General features: G+C 70.2%; 16 protein-coding genes. 4 read left to right on the top strand and 12 right to left on the bottom strand.

Annotated elements, in window-relative coordinates; translation table 11 throughout:
• The first annotated feature begins 268 nt into the window (after nt 1-268).
• A complete protein-coding gene (locus tag CEF10_RS08445) occupies nt 269-2,914 on the top strand; it encodes a cation-translocating P-type ATPase (protein ID WP_101067707.1) in 2,646 nt (881 codons plus the stop codon).
• 76 nt (nt 2,915-2,990) lie between these two features.
• Here CEF10_RS08445 and CEF10_RS08440 read toward each other — a convergent pair whose 3' ends face one another.
• Nucleotides 2,991-4,130 carry an alpha/beta fold hydrolase gene (locus CEF10_RS08440; RefSeq protein ID WP_157932980.1) on the bottom strand — a complete coding sequence of 380 codons (1,140 nt, stop codon included), beginning with the start codon at nt 4,128-4,130 and terminating at the stop codon, nt 2,991-2,993.
• A 133-nt stretch (nt 4,131-4,263) separates the two neighbouring features.
• On the opposite strand from CEF10_RS08440, the gene phbB reads away from it, so the two are divergent.
• Complete coding sequence (phbB, locus tag CEF10_RS08435) at nt 4,264-4,995, top strand: acetoacetyl-CoA reductase (RefSeq protein ID WP_101067705.1); 732 nt, start codon at nt 4,264-4,266, stop codon at nt 4,993-4,995.
• A gap of 614 nt (nt 4,996-5,609) precedes the next feature.
• Here the strand turns inward: phbB and CEF10_RS08430 are convergent.
• The 11 genes from CEF10_RS08430 to CEF10_RS08380 all read right to left on the bottom strand — a co-directional run bounded on the left by CEF10_RS08430 (nt 5,610) and on the right by CEF10_RS08380 (nt 17,063).
• Nucleotides 5,610-6,383 carry a LamB/YcsF family protein gene (locus CEF10_RS08430; RefSeq protein ID WP_101067704.1) on the bottom strand — a complete coding sequence of 258 codons (774 nt, stop codon included), beginning with the start codon at nt 6,381-6,383 and terminating at the stop codon, nt 5,610-5,612.
• Nucleotides 6,380-7,408 (bottom strand): 5-oxoprolinase subunit C family protein, encoded by a 1,029-nt coding sequence (locus tag CEF10_RS08425; protein WP_101067703.1) that lies wholly within the window; start codon nt 7,406-7,408, stop codon nt 6,380-6,382. Before CEF10_RS08425 ends, CEF10_RS08430 begins: the two co-directional genes overlap by 4 nt.
• Nucleotides 7,405-8,175, bottom strand: a complete 771-nt coding sequence (locus tag CEF10_RS08420; RefSeq protein WP_101067702.1) for a 5-oxoprolinase subunit B family protein — start codon at nt 8,173-8,175, stop codon at nt 7,405-7,407. The genes CEF10_RS08425 and CEF10_RS08420 overlap by 4 nt, the downstream gene beginning before the upstream one ends.
• A 90-nt stretch (nt 8,176-8,265) precedes the next feature.
• Nucleotides 8,266-9,201, bottom strand: a complete 936-nt coding sequence (locus CEF10_RS08415; RefSeq protein ID WP_101067701.1) for a hypothetical protein — start codon at nt 9,199-9,201, stop codon at nt 8,266-8,268.
• On the bottom strand, nt 9,198-9,950 hold the full coding sequence (locus CEF10_RS08410) for a TSUP family transporter (protein WP_101067700.1): 753 nt from the start codon (nt 9,948-9,950) through the stop codon (nt 9,198-9,200). Before CEF10_RS08410 ends, CEF10_RS08415 begins: the two co-directional genes overlap by 4 nt.
• A 4-nt stretch (nt 9,951-9,954) precedes the next feature.
• Nucleotides 9,955-11,268, bottom strand: a complete 1,314-nt coding sequence (locus tag CEF10_RS08405; protein WP_101067699.1) for a TRAP transporter large permease — start codon at nt 11,266-11,268, stop codon at nt 9,955-9,957.
• Nucleotides 11,269-11,274: 6 nt separating this feature from the next.
• Entirely contained in the window at nt 11,275-11,808 is a 534-nt protein-coding gene (locus tag CEF10_RS08400; RefSeq protein ID WP_101067698.1) for a TRAP transporter small permease, read from the bottom strand.
• Nucleotides 11,809-11,887: 79 nt separating this feature from the next.
• Nucleotides 11,888-12,868 carry a TRAP transporter substrate-binding protein gene (locus CEF10_RS08395; protein ID WP_101067697.1) on the bottom strand — a complete coding sequence of 327 codons (981 nt, stop codon included), beginning with the start codon at nt 12,866-12,868 and terminating at the stop codon, nt 11,888-11,890.
• A 42-nt stretch (nt 12,869-12,910) separates the two neighbouring features.
• Entirely contained in the window at nt 12,911-14,173 is a 1,263-nt protein-coding gene (locus tag CEF10_RS08390; RefSeq protein ID WP_101067696.1) for an NAD(P)/FAD-dependent oxidoreductase, read from the bottom strand.
• Nucleotides 14,170-15,312, bottom strand: a complete 1,143-nt coding sequence (locus CEF10_RS08385) for an enolase C-terminal domain-like protein (protein ID WP_101067695.1) — start codon at nt 15,310-15,312, stop codon at nt 14,170-14,172. Before CEF10_RS08385 ends, CEF10_RS08390 begins: the two co-directional genes overlap by 4 nt.
• Nucleotides 15,309-17,063 carry a thiamine pyrophosphate-binding protein gene (locus tag CEF10_RS08380; RefSeq protein ID WP_101067694.1) on the bottom strand — a complete coding sequence of 585 codons (1,755 nt, stop codon included), beginning with the start codon at nt 17,061-17,063 and terminating at the stop codon, nt 15,309-15,311. Before CEF10_RS08380 ends, CEF10_RS08385 begins: the two co-directional genes overlap by 4 nt.
• A 57-nt stretch (nt 17,064-17,120) precedes the next feature.
• Between CEF10_RS08380 and CEF10_RS08375 the strand changes: the two genes are divergently transcribed.
• Entirely contained in the window at nt 17,121-17,819 is a 699-nt protein-coding gene (locus tag CEF10_RS08375) for a GntR family transcriptional regulator (RefSeq protein WP_101067693.1), read from the top strand.
• Between the two features lie 4 nt (nt 17,820-17,823).
• Nucleotides 17,824-18,540 carry an aspartate/glutamate racemase family protein gene (locus CEF10_RS08370; RefSeq protein WP_101067692.1) on the top strand — a complete coding sequence of 239 codons (717 nt, stop codon included), beginning with the start codon at nt 17,824-17,826 and terminating at the stop codon, nt 18,538-18,540.
• Nucleotides 18,541-18,544: the final 4 nt, after the last annotated feature.

The raw sequence follows: 18,544 nt of genomic DNA, 5'->3' as shown, positions 1-18,544 counted from the left end.
AGACGGCTCAAGAGGACCGGAATGTCGTCGTCGGTGCCCTTGGCGATGCCCGCCGTCTCTTTTGATCCGGTCGCCCGAGCGTGCAGGCATATGCATGCGCACTCCGGGCTCCGCCACTGCAACTCGATGAAGATGTTGTCGAGGAGCCGGCCCGTGCTTGAGTGCGCGGACGAATCGTGGTCTTCACTCCCCGGCGCCGACCCGCAACCTCCCGTTTCTGGCGCCGCTGCCGTGTGCCCGCCCCCTTTTCTTCACAGGCGGATCGACGATGCCGGAAACCTGGAGCCAGAGCGCCGCTGCACTGCTCGATGCGCTCGACAGCGATCGCGACCAAGGGCTGACGCAGGCGCAGGCACGCCGGCGCCTCAAGGCGCATGGCGCGAACCGGTTGCGCCGCGCCCGGCGGCGGCGCACCTTCGCCATTCTCGTCGATCAGGCCAAGAGCGTGGTGTTCGGCCTGCTGTTTCTCGCCGCGTTGCTTTCGGTCGCGATCGGCGAGGGGGTGCAGGCCATCGCCATCGCCGTGGCCATCGTGATCAACGTCGCCATCGGCTTCGTGACCGAGCTTCGCGCCACCCGCTCGATGGAGGCGCTGCGCGCGCTGGACCGCGCCACCGCCCGGGTTCGCCGCGGCGGCAAGACACGCGAGGTGGACGCGGCGGCGCTCGTGCCCGGTGACATCGTCCATCTCGCGGCGGGCGAGGTCGTCCCGGCCGACCTGCGGCTGCTCGAAGCCGATGCGCTGGCCATCGACGAATCCGCCCTGACCGGCGAGTCGGTTCCGGTGACGAAGCAGACCGGTTCGCTCGCGGGTGCGCCGCCGCTCGCCGAGCGCACCAACATGGTCCACAAGGGGACGGCGGTCAGCAACGGCAGCGGCCTGGGCCTTGTCACGGCGACGGGCATGGATACCGAGATCGGGCGGGTCGCGGCGCTGGCCCAGACGGCCGAGGCGGCGCACACGCCCCTCGAGAAACGCCTCGACGCGCTCGGTCGGCGCCTGCTCCTGGCGATCCTCGCCGTCGCGGCGATGGTGTCGCTGGTCGGCATCGCGGCAGGGCGCGACGCGCTCCTGATGGTCGAGACCGGCGTGGCGCTGGTCGTTGCCGCGGTGCCGGAGGGGCTGCCGATCGTCGCCAGCGTCGCGCTCGCCCGGGGCATGTGGCGGCTGGCCCGCCGCGATGCCCTGGTCGAGCGGCTCTCGGCGGTGGAAACGCTCGGGGCCACGAACGTGATCTGCACCGACAAGACGGGTACGCTGACCGAGAACAGGATGCGTGTCGGCCGCCTGGTGCTGGCCGACGGTCCGGTCGATATGGGCGTGCACGGGGCCGAGCGCGAGGGCAGTCCGGTCACGCCGGATGACGCGCCCACGCTTGCCGCGTTGCTGGAGGCCGTGGCGCTGTGCAACGACGCGCGTCTGGGAACGCCGGATGCCGACCCGGCGGGCGACCCGACCGAGATCGCGCTGCTGGCGGCCGCGCGCGCGGCGGGGATCGAACGCGCGGCGCTTGTGGAAGGCCGGCCGGAGATCGCCCGTGAGGCCTTCGATCCCGACACCAAGATGATGGCGACGGTCCACCGCGACGAGGCGGGTGTCGTCGTCGCCGTCAAGGGGGCGCCGGAGGCGGTGCTCGACGCCGCGACGCGGGTGATGACGCCCGACGGGGACACGCAGCCGCTTGATGCGTCGGCACGGCAGGCCTGGGCCGCGGCGACCGAGCGCCTCGCCGAGGCGGGGCTGCGGACCCTGGCCGTGGCACGCAGGATGGCCCCGGAGGCGCCGACCGCGCCGTATCGCGAGCTGACCCTCGTCGGCCTCGTCGGCCTTGTCGACCCGCCCCGCGCCGGGGTGCGGGAGGCGGTGCTGAACTGCCGGCGCGCCGGCATCCACGCGGTGATGGTCACCGGCGACGCGCCGAGCACCGCCCGGGCCATCGCTGCCGAGGTGGGGCTCGTCGATGATGCCGCGACGGCGCGGGTGGTGCACGGCCGTGACCTCGCGGACCTCGACCGGGAGAACCTCGAGGCGCGCGACGACCTGCGCGGGGTTGCGATCTTCGCCCGCTTCACGCCGGAGCAGAAGCTCGACCTGATCGAGTTCTACCAGCGCGCCGGACTCGTCGTCGCCATGACCGGCGACGGCGTGAACGACGCGCCGGCGCTCAAGAAGGCGGATATCGGCGTCGCCATGGGCCAGCGCGGCACGCAGGTCGCGCGCGAGGCCGCCGACATGGTCCTGCGCGACGATTCCTTCGCCAGCATCGTCAACGCGATCGCCGGCGGGCGCCGGATCTTCGGCAACATCCGCAAGTTCGTCGTCTACATGCTGTCGGGCAACATCGCCGAGATCCTTGCGGTCTCGGTACTGGCACTTGTGAATGCGCCGCTGCCACTGCTGCCCCTGCAGATCCTGTTCATCAACATCGTCTCGGATGTTTTCCCCGCCCTGGCGCTGGGGCTGGGCGAGAAGGGCGACACCGTCATGCGCCGCCCGCCGCGCGACCCGGGTGAACCCCTGCTGACCCGTCGGCTCTGGGGAACGATCGGGGGGTACGGGGTGCTGCTTGCCACCTCGGTGATGGCGGCCTTCGCGGCGGCCTTCGCGTTGGGCATGGGCGCCGAAGCTGCCGTGACGGTTTCGTTCCTGACCTTCGGCTTCGCGCGGCTTTGGCACGTGTTCAACATGCGCGACGCGGCGGCGGGTCTGGTCCGCAACGAGGTGACGCTGAACCCATGGGTCTGGGGCGCGCTGGCCATCGGTGTTGCCTTGCTGCTGGCCGCCGCCTATATGCCCGGGCTCGCGCAGGTTCTGGACACGGTTCCACCGGGGCCGGAAAGCTGGGCGCTGATCGCGGCGGGCAGCCTTGCCCCGCTTGTCGTGGGGCAGGCGCTCAAGCTGATCGGCAAGTGATTTCTCGGGCCACCTTCGTCTGATGCCACCGCGACCCGGGAAAGTGGCATCCGTGCCCGCGACGGCGTCATCGGCATCAGTCCGTCCACGCGCGGATCCAGGCGATGATCTCCGGCCAGAGGCCCGAGCCGGCCTTGCGCCCCAGTAGCACGCCAAGGTGCTGCAGCACGATGCCGGTTTCGCCGGGATACGCGATCACCCGGGTTTCAGCGCCGGGCATCGCGTCGAAGAACGGGCGAACCGCCTGCGGTGGGGCCACGTCGTCTGCGGTGTTCACGGCGGCGAGCATCGGAAGCCGCAGCCGCGCGGGATCGATCCGGTGGCCGTCGATGTCCAGCGTGCCGCGGCACAGGCTGTCGTCGTGGTAGAGGCGCGAGAGCACCTCGCGCACGAGTTTCCCCGAAAGCGGCACCTCGTCGTACGACCACCGCTCGATCTGCATGCGCAGGCGCGCGGCCGCGGGGTCGCCGGCGGTGGCGGCCGCGTCCCTGACCCGGCCCCAGAGGAACGCGCCGGGGGACGCCGCGGCGCTGAGCTGTGTCAGCAGCGCGCCGGGGATGACATCGGCATCCGACAGCAGCGGCGAGGCGGTCGCTGACAGCGCGCCGGAAAACCCGCTGGCGTCATGCGCGAAGCAGACCGGCGCGCTGAGCAGGACGAGACCGGAAAGCGTGTCGGCGCGCAGGCCGGCGTGGATCGCCGCCAGCGTGCCGCCGAGAGAATGACCGACAACGACCGGTTTCGCGCCGTCTGTCGCGTCCGCAACGGCGGCCACCGCGCCCGAGAGCGCCGTGTCGGCATAACCCTTGAGCCCGCACGGCGCATCGCCGTCGCGCGGCGGGCGCCATTCGAGCAGGTGCACGCGAAACCCCGCCTCCAGACAGCGGCGCACGACGCTGGCGTCGGGCGAAAGATCCCAGACGCCGTGGGTCTTGATCGGGGCGGGAACCAGAAGCACAGCCGGCCCCGTGCCGTCGCCGCGGTAGCGGCGCAGCCGCCACAGCGGACCGGAGGCGATCATGTCATGCGCCGCCTCGTCGGACCCGAAGCCGAGCGCAGCCAGCCAAGCGGCCTGCATCCGGCGCAGGCTGTCAGCGGGCCGGTAGACCGGCGTGAGCGCCTGGACGATGGTAAATATCCCCTTGCCTCCCTGTCTTCGGGGCGCGGTGGCGCCGGGCCACTCGTCGGCGCCGAGTATAAAGGAAACGGCGGCCAAGATCACGGGACAGCGTTCATGGCGGACCGCGCGATGGCGCGGGTCCGGGCGCGGTTTGCCCGTGATCAACGACGGCCGGCCCGGCGGCGTGCATCCTGCGCCAGGTGCAACGGACGAAAGGAATGGAGCACGCATGACCGACACCGAACGCGTCGCCCTGGTCACCGGCGGCATCCAGGGCCTCGGGGCCGCCGCGGCGAAAGCGCTGGAGGACGCGGGCTTCCGCGTTGCCGTCACCCACCTTGGCGGGGGCGCCCGCGCCGACCGCTTTGCCCGCGATACCGGCCTGCCCGTGTTCGAATGGGACGTGGCGAACCGCGCGGCCTGCCGGGACGGCATCGCGCGAATCGAGGACCGCCTCGGCCCGATCGACGTGCTGGTCAACAACGCGGGCGTGAACCGCGACGTCATGTTCCACGAGATGGAGGACGCGGACTGGGACGCGGTGATCGACGTGGACCTGGGCGGGGTGTTCAACATGACGCGGCCGGTCATGCCGGGCATGCGCGCGCGCGGCTACGGCCGGATCATCAACATATCGTCGGTGAACGCCGCGCGCGGGCAGGCCGGGCAGACGAACTATTGTGCCGCCAAGGCGGGGGTGGAGGGCTTTACCCGCGCACTTGCCCGCGAAAGCGCCGGGAAGGGCATAACGGTCAACGCGATCGCCCCCGGCTATGCCGACACCGACATGGTCGCGCAGGTGCCCGACGAGATCATGGACCGGATCATCGGGCAGGTCCCGATGGGCCGGTTGGCCGATCCCGGCGAGGTCGGGCGCTGCGTGCGCTTTCTCGCCTCCGAGGACGCCGCCTTCATCACCGGCGCGACCCTGCCCGTCAACGGCGGCCTGAGAATGGGCTGAGCCCGCCGCGGCGCAGAGGCGCGCACGCCGCGGTCTTCTCGGCCCGCGCGATGCGCGACACTTACCGCGCCCCGTGCATTTCGCCGCTGCCACACGGTCACCGCGTCGAGGGCGAAGGATGGATGGCCTGACCCTACTTCCTGATCCACGAGCGATTCCTGCTCGACCGGCAGGTCGGATTCGCCGGATCCGCGCAAAACCCCCGCAAGGTCGATTTCGTCGCGCCCTCGCATCCCTGCTCGCCGCTGGCTTCCCGGCGCGCGTAGGGGTTCGGAGTGCCCGGCACAATGCCGGGCGTGAACCACTTCTTCCTGCCTTGCACGTCGGGTTGCATCGGAATTCCTTGCGCCCGCTGCGGTCCAAGCGCAGGCACGCCCCGTTCCCGTCAGACATGCGTTCCGGGCCGGCCCCCTGCCGCGCCGGTTTGATCTGCGTCGCTGATTTCTCCGTTCAAGAGCCGTTCGGAGGATACGAAACCGCGGTTGACGTCCCTGGTCGTGGTTGCAGGCCCCAGAACGGAGCAGGCCGAGAAAGGGCCTTGACCCAGTGCGTTACAGGGACGTCGTGAGCTTTCTCGACGGTGTTTGACGGGGCGCCCGCCAAGGTATGGCCATTCAGATGGGCGTGCCCTCGAACCGTTTCAGTTCGATCCCGCTGTCCTTGAGCGACCGGCGCACGCTGCGGGCGATTTCCACCGCCGTGGGCGTGTCACCGTGCAGGCAGATCGTGTCGATGCGGGTCGGGATATGCTTGCCGGTTTCGGTGACGATCGCCCCGGCCTGCACCATATCGACCATGCGCCGGGCAGCGGTTTCGGGGTCGTGGATCACGGCGCCGTCTTCGCTGCGGTCGACCAGCGTGGCGTCGTCGCGGTAGGCGCGGTCGGCGAAGATCTCGCAGGCGGCCTTGCAGCCCAGTTCGGCCACGGCCTGCTGCTGGGCGGTGCCGGCCAGCACCATGATGATGATCTCGGGATCCACGGACAGCGCGGCCGCGTAGCAGGCGTGGGCCATCTCCTCGTCCTCCGAGGCCATGTTCGCCAGCGCGCCGTGCAGCTTGAGGTGCCGCACCCGGGCGCCGTTGGCCCGCGCCATTGCCTGTGCCGCGCCCAATTGATAGCGCACGAGGTTCCCAAGGCTTTCCAGCGGCAGCTGCATGCGCCGCCGGCCGAAGCCCTGCAGGTCGGTGAAACCGGGATGCGCGCCGATGCCGACGCCGCGCTCGATCGCCGCGCGCATCGTCTGGGCCATCACGTCCCAGTCGCCGGCGTGGTGGCCACAGGCGATGTTGGCCGAGGTCACGATCTCCAGAAGCGCCATGTCGTCGCCCATGTTCCACGGCCCGAAACTTTCGCCCATGTCGGCGTTGAGGTCCACGCTGGTTGTCATGTCTCCCCCCGTTCGATGTCGTCGCCGGCGGTCACGCCGCTGACCAGTTGATAGGACAGAAGCCCGCGGATGTCATGCGGTGCGCGCACCAGCGGATGACGCGCGTCCCGCAGGCCGGCGCGGTGATCGTGCGCCTTTCGTTCGGCGACCAGCGCATCGTCGAGCGTGACGAAGCGAAACGTCAGCGCCGCCCCGGGCCGGGCCTGCACGACCCGCGGCAAATCGCAGGGCAGGACCGAGGCGATGCGCGGGTAGCCTCCGGTCGTCTGGCATTCGGCGAGAAGGACGAAGGGCGTGCCGTCGCCGGTGATCTGGATGTCGCCGGGCACCACGACCTCGGAAATCACGCTCAGCCCGGCCTCGCTGTGGAAACTCTCGGCGTCGGAAGTCAGGCGCACGCCCATGCGGCTGCCGCGCGCGTCGCGCCGGAACGTCGTGGCCTCGAAGCGTGCGACCTCCTCGGAACCGAAGAAATCCGTCTGAAGGCTGGAAACAACGCGCACCTCGCCACCGTCAAAGCGCGTGTCCGCGTCCAGCCGCATCCCGGTGTCGCCGGGCGCCGTGTCGTCGCCGACGGGAAGATGTGCGCCGTCCTCGATCACGTTGCCCAGCCCGCTGGCCAGGTGCGCCCCGCGCGAGCCGAGGCGCTCGGGCGTTGCCAGCCCGCCACCAAGGTGCAGGTAGCCGTAATTGCCCGCCTCGGCCCCGCCGATGGACAGCCGCGATCCGGCGGGCAACGCGTGGCTGGCGTTCCAGGTCACCCGTGTGCCGTCGATCGCCGCGTGCATCGGCGCGCCGGTCAGCGCGATCCGCAGGTCGGCACCGGCCTCGAACTCGCCGCCCATGCCCGCCATTTCCAGCGCGGCGCATGTCTCGGACTGGCCCAGGAGCGCTGCGCCTTCGGCGAGGGCCAGCCGGTCCGCGGCGCCGCCGCGCGACAGTCCGAACGCCATGTAGCCGGGGCGCCCGAGGTCCTGCACGGTCACGCCGGGACCCGCGCGGTGGACGATCAGGGCGCGGCTCATGCGATGGCCTCCGGACGGGCGCCGCCGTCCGGGCCGTCGCGGCGCATGGCCTCCAGTGTCTCGCGCCCGACCGCGTCGAACAGCACCTCGTCGCCCGGGCGCAGCACGAAGGGCGTGTCGGAGTCCGGCCGGAACAGGCGGAAGGCGGTCTGCCCGACGTGGCGCCAGCCGGTGGGCGTGCTGACCGAGAACAGGACGAGCTGGCGGATCGCCACGGTCAGCGCGGCCTCGGGCACGCGCGGCGTCAGTTCCTTCTGGCGCGGGATGTCCCAGGCCTCGTCCAGCTCGCCAAGGTAGGGCTGGCCGGGCGCGAAGCCGATGGTCTGCACGCGAACGCGCGTCCGCGACAGGGACTCGACCGCCGCCTCCGGCGTCATTCCGGCGGCCTGCGCCGCGGCCTCTAGCTGCGGGGCGAGGTCGGTGCCGTAAACGGTCGGGATGCGCCACAGGCGCCGGCCCTCCGGCAGCGGGGCGGCGTACCAGTCACGCTCGGCCAGAAGTGTCTCCAGCGCGGCGCGCATGGCGCCGTGATCCGTCCAGAGCGGATCGAACCGCAGGTAGGCCGAGACGAGCGAGGTCGAGGTTTCCTCGACCCCGTCCCAGCCCGCGCGGTCCAGCGCGCCGCGGAACGCCAGCGCGGCACGGTTGGCCGGCTCGCTCAGCCTGTCGCCGAAGCTGACCAGCATGCCGTCCACCCCGACCGTGCGGATGCGCGGCCAGCCGGGCGTCCCGGTGGCCTCGGCGGTGTCGTCCGTTGCCGCGCTCATTGCCAAGGGGCCCTCGTCGTCTCGGCGTGGGGGGACGATACACACCGGCCGTGGCGATGGCCATCCGGCAGGCGGATGCGGCGCACGGTTTCAGCGGGGCGCATAGAACCGTCCCAGCAGCAGCGGTGTCAGATACATCGGCACCTGGTAGCAACCGATGAAGACCAGCAAAGGCCCCGTCACATCGGGCGGAAGGGCGACAAGGAACAGCGCGATGTTGCGGTTGCCCGCGGCGATGGCATGGGGCACGGCTGCGTCGTGGTCACCGCGCCTTGGGGCGTGCAGCAGTTTCACCGCCACCTGCATCCCCAGGTTGACCGTCATCGCGGCGGCCAGCCACCCCAGCAGCGTCAAGGGTGCCTCGCGCAGCGCCGGGCCCAGCGCCGACATCAGCCCGAGGATCACCGCCGTCAGGAAAAGCACGCCCATGCCGTCCAGCGCGGCGACGGTGCGCGGCGCCGGGGCCGGCATCAGCCACCCGCGCACAACCAGGGCCGCGGCCACCGCGATCCCGATCACCAGCAGCAGGCGCGCCGCGGCCGCCAGCACCGCGGCCGGCGTGCCCAGAACCGGCATCAGCCAGAGCGTGGGCAGAACCGTCAGCGGCACCAGCAAGGTGCCCAGCACCAGAAGACGCAATGCCGGGGCCGGGTTGTGCCCCACCAGCACCGTCAGGCTGGGGCTGCCGGCGATCGGCGGTGCGGCGAGCATCAGCGCGAGCCCCAGCGCCGGCAGGGTGTCGCGCCAGCCCATCGCGGCGCAGACCAGCAGCACCGCGACCGGCAGCGCCAGTTGCAGGGCCGCGACCAGCCCGAGCGTGCGCGGCAGGTCCCGCGCCGCGCCCAGTGCCTCGCGCGGGCCGATGCGCAGGGCGGCGAAGAACAGAGAGGCCGCGACCAGCTCGGCCAGCCACGGCTTGATCGCCTGTGCCGCCCCGGGCAGCGCGACGCCCGCCAGAAGCCCGCAGACCAGCAGCCCGCGCGCGTGTCGCGCGGCCAGCACGAATGGCGCGAGCGCGCGGCTCAAACGCCCAGTCCCCCGAGGCCCCGCAGGATCAGGATGACGGCGGCAATGGCGCTGACCGACAGAAGGGCAGGGCGGAAGCGCCGGTCGAAGCGGCGGCCCAGCCGCCGCGCCACGGCGATCCCGGCCAGCATCGCCGGCGCCATGATCGCAACGAGCAGAAGGTCGTCAGGCCCCGCCCAGCCCGACAGCGCCAACCCGGTCAGCGAGAACACGCAGCCCACCGCGAAGAAGGCCGCCATGGTCGGCCGGGCCTGCTGCGCCGCGCGGTGCTGGTAGATCAGCGCCATCGGCGGCGCCCCGACCGAGGTCAGCGTGCCCATCAGTCCCGACAGCGTGCTCATCCCCAGCAGCGACGCGGTGGAAAACCGCATCCGCCATCCGGCTGCCGACAGGACCACGGCCAGCGCGATCATCGTGCCGAAGGCCAGCATGAAGCCCCGCGGCCCCGGCATCACCACCAGCAGCCCGGCGCCGGCGGCCACGCCCGCGATACGGCCCGGCACGCCGACTGCGACCTCGCGCCACTGGACGTGTTCACGTTCGCGCCACGCCCCCCAGCTGGCCGTCATCAGCCCCAGCGCCAGCGTGGGCACCGGCACCAGCGCGGGATCGAGCAGTGCCAGAAGCGGCGCCGCGGTCAGCCCGAACCCCATGCCGAGGTTGATCTGCACGATGGCGGCGACGAACACGATCGCCAGCACCGCCGCCACGAGCCACGGCAGCGACAGGAGATGCGCGGCATCGGCCACCTGGCTATCCCGCGGGCCCCGACCGGATGTTTTCGGGCAACCAGGTCGCCAGGTCCGGGAACAGGATCAGGATGAAGACCATCACGACCATCATCAGGAACATCGGGATGGCGGCGCGCGCGATGAAGTTCATCTCGTGCCCGGTCATGCCCTGCAGCACGAACAGGTTGAACCCGATGGGCGGCGTGATCTGCGCCATCTCGACCACCACGACGATGAAGATGCCGAACCAGATCATGTCGATCCCGGCTTCGCGCACCATGGGTTCCACCACCGCCATGGTCAGCACCACCGACGAGATCCCGTCGAGGAACATGCCGAGGATGATGTAGAAGACCAGCAGCACCATCAGCAGCTCGAAGCGCGACAGATCCCACTGCGCGATCAGGTCGGCCAGCCCGCGCGGCAGGCCGGTGAATCCCATCGACAGAGACAGGAAGGCCGCGCCGCCAAGGATCAGCGCGATCATCGCCGAGGTGCGCGTGGCGCCCAGCAGGCTTTCGGTGAAGCTTTCCCACGTCAGCGATCCCTGCGTCGCGGCAAGGATGAGCCCGCCGATAACCCCGAAGGCCGCTGCCTCGGTCGCGGTCGCGAAGCCGAGGTACATCGAGCCGATCACGACGAGGATCAGGCAGATCACGGGAATGAGGAAGCGCGAGTTCCTGAGCTTGGTCATCAGGTTCATGCGGTCGTCGCGGCGCGGGTTCCACTCGCGCGAGAGCGTCGCGCGGATCGCGACATAGGCCATGAAGAACAACGCCAGCACCAGCCCCGGCAGGATGCCGGCGAAAAACAGCTTCGAGATGCTTTCGTTGATCGTCACGCCGTAGACGATCAATGTCAGTGACGGCGGGATCATGAGCCCCAGCGTGGCCGCGCCCGCCAGCGTTCCGATGACCATCCGCTCGGGGTAGTTGCGTGCGCGCAGCTCGGGGATGGACATCTTGCCCACGGTGGTCAGGGTGGCCGCCGAGGAGCCCGAGACGGCCGCGAAGACCGTGCAGCCCACGATGTTGGTGTGCACCAGCCCGCCGGGCAGCCCGGCCATCCAGGGCGACAGGCCGCGGAACATGTCCTCGGACAATCGCGTCCGGTACAGGATCTCGCCCATCCAGATGAACAGCGGCAGCGCGGTGAGCGTCCAGGACGACGAGGCCGACCAGACGGTCGTCAGCATCGCGTCGCCCACGGGCCGGGTGGTGAAAAGCTCCATGCCGACCCATGCCACGCCCATCAGCGCGAGTCCGACCCAGACACCGCTGCCCAGGAGCGTGAAAAGAACGAACAGGAACAGGATGATGATCGAGATGTTTTCCACGGCGCGTCACCCCTCGTAATCTTGTTCGACGACATGGTTCCTGATGCGGTGCTCGCCGCGGACGATCAGGTGGAGCAGGTGATCGGTCAGCGCGATCGCGAGGATCACGGCACCGATCAGCATCGCGCTCTGCGGAATCCACAAGGGCGTCGCGTCCTGGCCCTGGCTGACCTCATTGAATTTCCAAGACCAGTAGACGAAACGCTGCCCGTACCAGACGAAATACCACATGACCGCCGTGCCGATCCCGAAGCACCAGATCTCGAGCCAGCGCCGCACCGGTTTCGAAACCGTGTTCAACACAATCGACACGCGGATGTGCGCGCCGTGGTTCAATGCATAGGCGAACGCCAGGAAGCTGGCCGCGGCCATCGCGTACCCGGCGTAGTCGGTCGCCCCGATGAAGACGAGGCCTGTCCAGCGCGCCAGCATCTGTAGAACGATCAGAACGAGAATGGCGACCAGGCAAAGCGCGGCAACGACGCCTGCCGCCTTGTAGATCGCGTCGAGTATGGTTCGCACCCCGCGGAACAGTTCCAAGGCCGGCCTCCTGTCGATATGCGATTGTCCGGTGGATGAAGGTCCGGGCGCCGCGCGGTGGCGGCGCCCGGCAGGCAGTTTACTGCTGCATCTCGCGGAACCGCTCGACGATCGCTTCGCCCTGCTCGCCGGCCTTATCCAGCCACTCTTGGGTCATCGTCTCGCCGATCTCCTTGAGCTCCGCCTTCATCTGGTCGCTGGCGGGTGTGACGGTCATGCCGTTCTGGGCGAGCTGGTTGAGCGTGAACTGAGTGTATTCCTTGGCACGCCAGGTGCCGGCATATTCCGCCAGGCCCGCGCAGCCCATCAACACGTCGCGGTTGTCCTGCGAGGTGCCTTCCCAGGCATCCGTGTTGACGAAGACGTAGTTGCGCGGCAGCCAGGCATCGACCTCGTAGAAGTAGTTGAGGCTCTCCCAGACCTTGCGGTCATAGCCCGTCGCGCCCGAAGAGATCATGGAATCGGCCACGCCGGTGGCGAAGGCCTGGCTGATCTCGGCCGCCTCGATCTGCACCGGCAACATGCCGGTCAGCTCGGCCAGACGCGCCGTGGCATTGTTGTAGGAGCGGAACTTGACGCCCTCCATGTCCTCGATCGATTCCTTGGGCTCCTTGAAGTAGAGGCCCTGCGGCGGCCACGGGACCGAATACAGAAGCTTGAGGTTCTGCTCGGCCAGGATTTCCTCCATCGTCGGCTTGGCGGCTTCCCAGAGGTCGTCGGCCTGGTCGAACGAGGTGGCCAGGAACGGGATGGAATCGACACCGAAGATAGGATCCTCGTTCTGGTGTGCCGACAGCAGCCGTTCCCCGATCGGGACCTGCCCGGTCTGCACCGCGCGCTTGATGTCGTTGCCGGCGAACAGCGAACCCGAGGGGTGGGTCTTGATGTCGATCTCGCCGCCGGTGCCGCTCGTGACGCACTCGGCGAATTCCGCGCCGGTGACCGAATGGAAATTCGAGCCGGAATAGGCCATCGGCATGTCCCAGGTCTCGGCGAACGATGGCGTGGCCGCGGCGGCCGTCAGCGCCGTGGCGGTCATCAGGCTTGTCAGCTTTTTCATCTTTGGGTCTCCCTGTTTCTGGTTGGTTGCGCCTTGCGGCTGTCAAACCCCGGTCGCGGCAAAGCGTGCCGGGGAATACGGTGTCACGTCAACATTCGGCTGGCGGCCGGCAATCAGCTGGGCCAGCAGACGCCCTGTTCTTGGGCCGCCCGTCAACCCGATGTGATGATGGCCGAAGCCGAGATAGGCGCCGCGCAGGCCCGGGGCCGCGCCGATCAGGGGAATGGAATCGGACGGCGCGGGGCGGTGGCCCATCCACTCGCGCGTCTCGCGCCAGTCCAGCCCCGGCAGGGCGGCGCGTGCGTTGCGCCTGAGCAATTCAAGCGGCGCCTTTGACGCCGGCGCGTCCAGCCCGCCGAACTCCACCACCCCGGCCAGCCGCAGGCGCCCGTCCATCGGGGTTGCCACGAACTTGCCCGAGGCGACCATGACCGGTGCGCGCGGCATGACCGTGGGCTCGATCAATTCCAGGTGATAGCCCCGCTCGCTTTCCAGCGGAACCTCGACCCCCAGCTTGCGCGCAAGCGGTTTCGACCACGCCCCCGTGCACAGCGCGACCGCGTCGCACGCCACCGTCTCGCCACCGGCACGCACGCCCGTCACGCGCCCGGCCTCCTGCGCGATATCCGTGACCTCGGCGGTCAGGACGCGTCCGCCCTGCGCCTCGACATGCGCGGCCAGGTCCTTGACGTACCGGCCGGGGTCGGTAATGCGTCCGTGCCCGGGCAGCCGCACCGCGAAATTCAGATCCTGCGAAAACGCGGGGTCGTAGGCGTGGAAATCCGCGCCTTCCAGCTCCTCCCAGTCGAAGCCGTGGGCGCGGCGGATGCCCCAGCCGAAGGCATCGCCCTCGAAATGCCCGCGCTCGTCGTAGATGTAGAGGTAGTCGCACGGCGTGATCCAGCGCTCGGCCGGCGTGCCCGCGGCCATCGACTGGTGGTCGGCAAGGCTGTCGCCTGTGAGGGGCGCGAGTGCCTGCGCGATCCGGCGGGTATCTTCTGCATTGGCATGGCTCATGTAAAGGCGCAGCCAGGGCAGCAGCCGTGGCAGGTATCCCCACCGCAGGAACAGCGGCTGGTCGGGGTCGAACAGCATCCGGGGCGCCTTGCGCATCAGCCCGGGCACGGTCACGGGCACGACCGCGCAGGCGGCCAGCACGCCGCCGTTGCCGAAGCTCGCGCCTTCGCCCGGCCCGGCCCGGTCGATCAGCGTGACGTCCTGGCCCTCGCGCTGCAGCGACAGCGCGGTGCTGACGCCGACGATCCCTGCGCCGATCACGACGGTATGGTGTCGCCTTGCCGTCATGCCGTGGCCTTCGCCATGCTGTGCCTGGCGAAACGGGCCAGCGCGTCCGGCGCCGGCGCGATTCCGAGCCCGGGCGCGTCGGGCACCTCGACCGCCCCGTCGCGGACCGGAAAGGGCGCGTCGAGGATGTCCTCGGCCAGGTAATAGCGCGCCTGGTAGAATTCGCAGCCCAGCATGATGGCGGGCGTTGCGGCAATCATGTGCACCCCGGCCAGATGGGCCAGCCCCGTTTCGAACATGTCGCCGCCATAGGCCGTCAGCCCGGCATCCGCGGCGGTTTCGGCCACGCGCTGCGCCCGCGCCAGCCCGCCGGCCTTCATGATCTTGATGGACACCCCGTCGCAGATCCCCTCGGCCACGGCGCGCAGCATGTCCTCGGGGCCGAAAACGCTTTCGTCGGCCAGCAGCGGCACGTCGATCGCGTCACGCAGGCGCGCCATCAGCGCGTACTGCCCGGCGCACACGGGCTGTTCGATGAAGTCGGGGGCGAGGGCGGCCACGTCGCGCACCCGCGCCTCGGCGTCCTCCGGCCCCAGTGCCTGGTTGTAGTCCACGCGCACGGCAAGGTCCGGGTGGTCCTGGCGCAGCCGCTCGAGCCGCATCATGTCGAAGGCGTGGCCGTGTACCCCGGCCTTGAGCTTGACCGTGCCGACACCGTCCGCGCGCAGCCGGTCCACCAGCGCGAGGTCGGCGTCGAAATCCGGGTCGGCCAGCGAACACGACAGCGGGATCGCGTCGCGGCACTTGCCGCCCAGCAGCGCCCAGACGGGCACGCCCGCGATCCGCCCGCACAGGTCCAGCAGCGCGGTTTCCAGCGCCGCCTTCGCCTCGGTGCAGTGGGCGACGGCGCGGTCGGCCTCGGCCATGATCGCGCCGACGTGGCCCACGGGCCGGCCGACGACCAGCGGACGCAGGTAGCGGTCGAGCGCGGCAAAGCTTGCCTCGGGCGATCCCGTGAACACCGCCCAAGCCGCGGCCTCGCCGAAGCCCTGCGTGCCATCCTCGGCCGTCAGGCGCAGCACGATCGTCTCGCATGCGCCGGCGACCGAGCCCACGCCGTGATCGCGGCGCGACACGACCGGCACCTCGAGATGCCACAGCGCGAAGCCGGTGATGGGTTGGCCAAGATCCGCGTTCATGCCACCCACTCCGATACCGGCGCCGCGGCCTCGTGGAGCGGCTGCGAGATCACGTCGATCAGGGCAGGGCCGTCGCAGGCCAGCCATTCGCCGACCGTCCGGCGCAGGTCGGCCGGGTCCTCGACGGTCCAGGCGCGCATGCCGAAGGCGCGGGCCACCGCCGCGTGGTCGGTTCGGTCGAAATCGACGTTGTAATACCGCTGGCCGAAGCCGCTGTGCTGGCCCGCCTTGATCCAGCCGTAGGTCGCGTTCGAGAACACCAGCGCCTTGACCGGAATATTGTAGCGCACGAGCGTCTCGAACTCGCCGCAGCAGAACCCGAAGGATCCGTCTCCCATCAGCGCCAGCGCGGGGGCGCCGGGGCGGCCCACCCGCGCGCCCATCGCCGCGGCCAGCGCGTACCCCAGTGCCCCGTGCGCGCGGTTGGAGATGAAATGCCGCCCGGCCCGCGGCAGCCGGTAATGGGCCGAGACATAGGGGCAGGGCGTGCCCGGGTCCGCGACGATCGTGGCATCGGGCGGCAGCGCGTCCATCAGCGTGGCGATCACGGCCTCCGGGCGGACCGGGCGCGCGGTGCTTTCCGACAGCGGCGCGAAATCGGCCAGCTTCGCCTGCCAGGCCGCCGCCGCCCGCGCCTGCCCACGCTGGCGGGGCAGGTCGCCACGGCCCGCCAGCTCGTCGGCCAGCGCCTCCAGCGCCAGCCGCGCGTCGGCGCAGACCGCCGCTTCGGTGGCGTAGTTCGCGCCGATCACCATCGGGTCGCTGTCGATGTGGATCACGCGCCGCCCGGGCGGTGGCGAGCGCCAGCGTTCGGTCGTCACCGAGCCCGCGCGGCAGCCGATGAACAGCACGACGTCCGCCTCGTCCACCACGGCACGCGTGGCCGGCACGCCGCCGTTGGAGCCCACGACACCGACCGCCCGCGCGTCGGTCTCGGCCAAAGCGCCCTGGCCCGAGACGGTGGTCGCCACCGGCAGGTCCAGCAGTTCAGCAATGCGGGCGAGCGGTGCCGCGGCGCCCGCGATCACCGGTCCGCCGCCGCAGATGGCGACCGCGCTTTCGGCCTGTGCCAGCACGTCCGCCGCCGCGCGGATGGCGGCCGGGTCGGGCGCGGCGGGCTCGGCGGGATAGGTGGCGTGCCGGGGATCCGCCCAGATCTCGGATCCGGGCACCTCGCCCTTTTGCGTATCGAAGGGCAGGGCCAGATGCGCCGCACCGGGCCGGCCCGTCGTCATCGCGCGGAAGGCCGCGCGGATCCGCGCGGGCAGCCGGGCGGCGTTGTCGAGCACGGCGTTCCACTTGGTCACCGGGCGGAACAGCGCCTCCTGGTCGAGTTCGGTCAGCGGGTAGCGCCCGGCGGCCGTGGTCGCCACGTCGGTGGTCAGCGCGAGCACCGGAACGGAACTTTCGTCGGCTTCCACCAGCCCGGGCAGGATGTAGGTCGCGCCGCCGCCCGAGGGGCCTTCGCAGATCCCCGGCTTGCCGGTGACACGGGCGTAGCCGTCGGCCATGTAGGCGGCGTGGCGCTCATCGCGTGTCAGGAAGTGGGTGAGGCCGTGATCGAGCCGCGCCAGCGCGTCATAGAAGGGCAGGGTGGTGTCCCCGCACAGCCCGAAAACATGCGTGACGCCGTGCGCCTCGAGCATGCGGACCGTCGCCTCGGCCCCCGTCAGATGGTTCGCGCCTGACGCATTCACCCCTGGTTCCCCCGCCTGGCCACCTTGTGCGCAGAGCTGTATACAGGTTTGCATGCTGAAAGATGGCCTGTATGCTGTCAATGACGTTTCCGCGTCGATGAAGGACGGGTCATGAGCGAAGGTCGGGTCGAAGCGCTGTACAACCGCCTCAAGGAACGCGCGGTGAATTTCGATTTCCGTCCGGGCGAGCGGATCAACGAGGGCACGATCGCCCGCCAGCTCGATGCCAGCCGGACACCGCTGCGCGAGGCGTTGAACCGCCTGGTGGCCGAACGGCTGATCGAGTTCCGCCCCGGCCAGGGTTTCTTCTGCCGCGCGCTCGATCCCCAGACGATCTTCGAGTTGTACGAGATGCGGGTCGTGATCGAGACGGCCGCCGTCCGCCGTGCGTGCCACCGCGCGGAGGGCGCCGGGATCGCCGCGTTGCGCGACCGGCTGCACGCCGACGGGTTGACCACGGCCGGCTTGACCATCCGCGAGGTGGTCGAGCGCGACGAGGCTTTCCACCTGGGTATCGCGCGGCTCGCGGGCAACTCGGAGATGGTGCGCCACCTCGACCGCATCAACGAACGCATCCGGTTCATCCGCTGGGTCGACATGGGCCACCGGGTCGGCACCACCAAGGGCGAACACCTTGAGATCATGGAGGCGCTGGAGGCGCGCGATGAAGACCGCGCGGTGGCGGTTCTGGAAATCCATGTCATGCGCCGGATGGACCAGATCGTGGCCGCTGTCCGTGAAGGGTATTCCAACATCTTCGTGTCCGACCCCGAGGAGCTGTTCGACCGGTTGGTCGGCGGGGCGGAGTAGGCCAATGCAGGTGACCGGTGGCAAATCCGTCTACGGCGCGGCGGTGGGAATCCTGATGCTCGATGCGCGGTTCCCGCGCATCCCCGGCGACATGGGCAATGCCGCGACCTGGCCGTTCCCGGTGCATTACCGCGTGGTGCGCACGGCCTCGCCGGATCACGTGGTGCGCCGCGGCGCCGAGGGGCTGCTGGAAGCCTTCGTGGCGGCCGGCCGGGAGCTTGTGTCCGACGGGGTGGACGGGATCACCACGAACTGCGGGTTCCTGTCTCTGTTCCAGGGCGATCTTGCCGCCGCGGTGGGCGTGCCGGTGGCGGCCTCGTCGCTGATGCAGGTGGCGATGGTCGACCGTTTGCTGCCGCCGGGGCGCCGCACCGGCATCCTGACGATCTCGGCGTCGACCCTGACACCCGCGCACCTGGCTGCCGCGGGCGTGCCGGAGGGCACCCCCGTCGGGTCCACGGAAGGGGGGCGTGAATTCACCCGCGTGATTCTCGACGACGAACCGGCACTCGACGTCGCGGCGGCGCGCGCCGACAATATCGAGGCCGCACAGGCGTTGCAGGCCGCGCACCCCGACCTGGGCGCGCTGGTGCTGGAGTGCACCAACATGATGCCCTACGCCGCCGATATCGCCGCGGCGACGGGCCTGCCCGTTTTCACGATGGAAAGTTTCGTCAGCTGGTTCCAGTCCGGCCTCGTGCCGCGCCGCTACCCGCTCTGACGTC

This window comes from Roseovarius salinarum (assembly GCF_002834145.1).
Taxonomy (GTDB): Bacteria; Pseudomonadota; Alphaproteobacteria; order Rhodobacterales; family Rhodobacteraceae; genus Roseovarius; species Roseovarius salinarum.
This window is presented reverse-complemented; position numbering and strand designations above follow the sequence as displayed.

Coding starts and splice junctions, on each gene's coding strand:
- CEF10_RS08445 (WP_101067707.1), top strand. CDS start 269: ATGCCGGAAACCTGGAGCCAGAGCGCCGCTGCACTGCTCGATGCGCTC.
- phbB (WP_101067705.1), top strand. CDS start 4,264: ATGACCGACACCGAACGCGTCGCCCTGGTCACCGGCGGCATCCAGGGC.
- CEF10_RS08430 (WP_101067704.1), bottom strand. CDS start 6,383: ATGACAACCAGCGTGGACCTCAACGCCGACATGGGCGAAAGTTTCGGG.
- CEF10_RS08425 (WP_101067703.1), bottom strand. CDS start 7,408: ATGAGCCGCGCCCTGATCGTCCACCGCGCGGGTCCCGGCGTGACCGTG.
- CEF10_RS08420 (WP_101067702.1), bottom strand. CDS start 8,175: ATGAGCGCGGCAACGGACGACACCGCCGAGGCCACCGGGACGCCCGGC.
- CEF10_RS08395 (WP_101067697.1), bottom strand. CDS start 12,868: ATGAAAAAGCTGACAAGCCTGATGACCGCCACGGCGCTGACGGCCGCC.
- CEF10_RS08390 (WP_101067696.1), bottom strand. CDS start 14,173: ATGACGGCAAGGCGACACCATACCGTCGTGATCGGCGCAGGGATCGTC.
- CEF10_RS08385 (WP_101067695.1), bottom strand. CDS start 15,312: ATGAACGCGGATCTTGGCCAACCCATCACCGGCTTCGCGCTGTGGCAT.
- CEF10_RS08380 (WP_101067694.1), bottom strand. CDS start 17,063: ATGCAAACCTGTATACAGCTCTGCGCACAAGGTGGCCAGGCGGGGGAA.
- CEF10_RS08375 (WP_101067693.1), top strand. CDS start 17,121: ATGAGCGAAGGTCGGGTCGAAGCGCTGTACAACCGCCTCAAGGAACGC.
- CEF10_RS08370 (WP_101067692.1), top strand. CDS start 17,824: ATGCAGGTGACCGGTGGCAAATCCGTCTACGGCGCGGCGGTGGGAATC.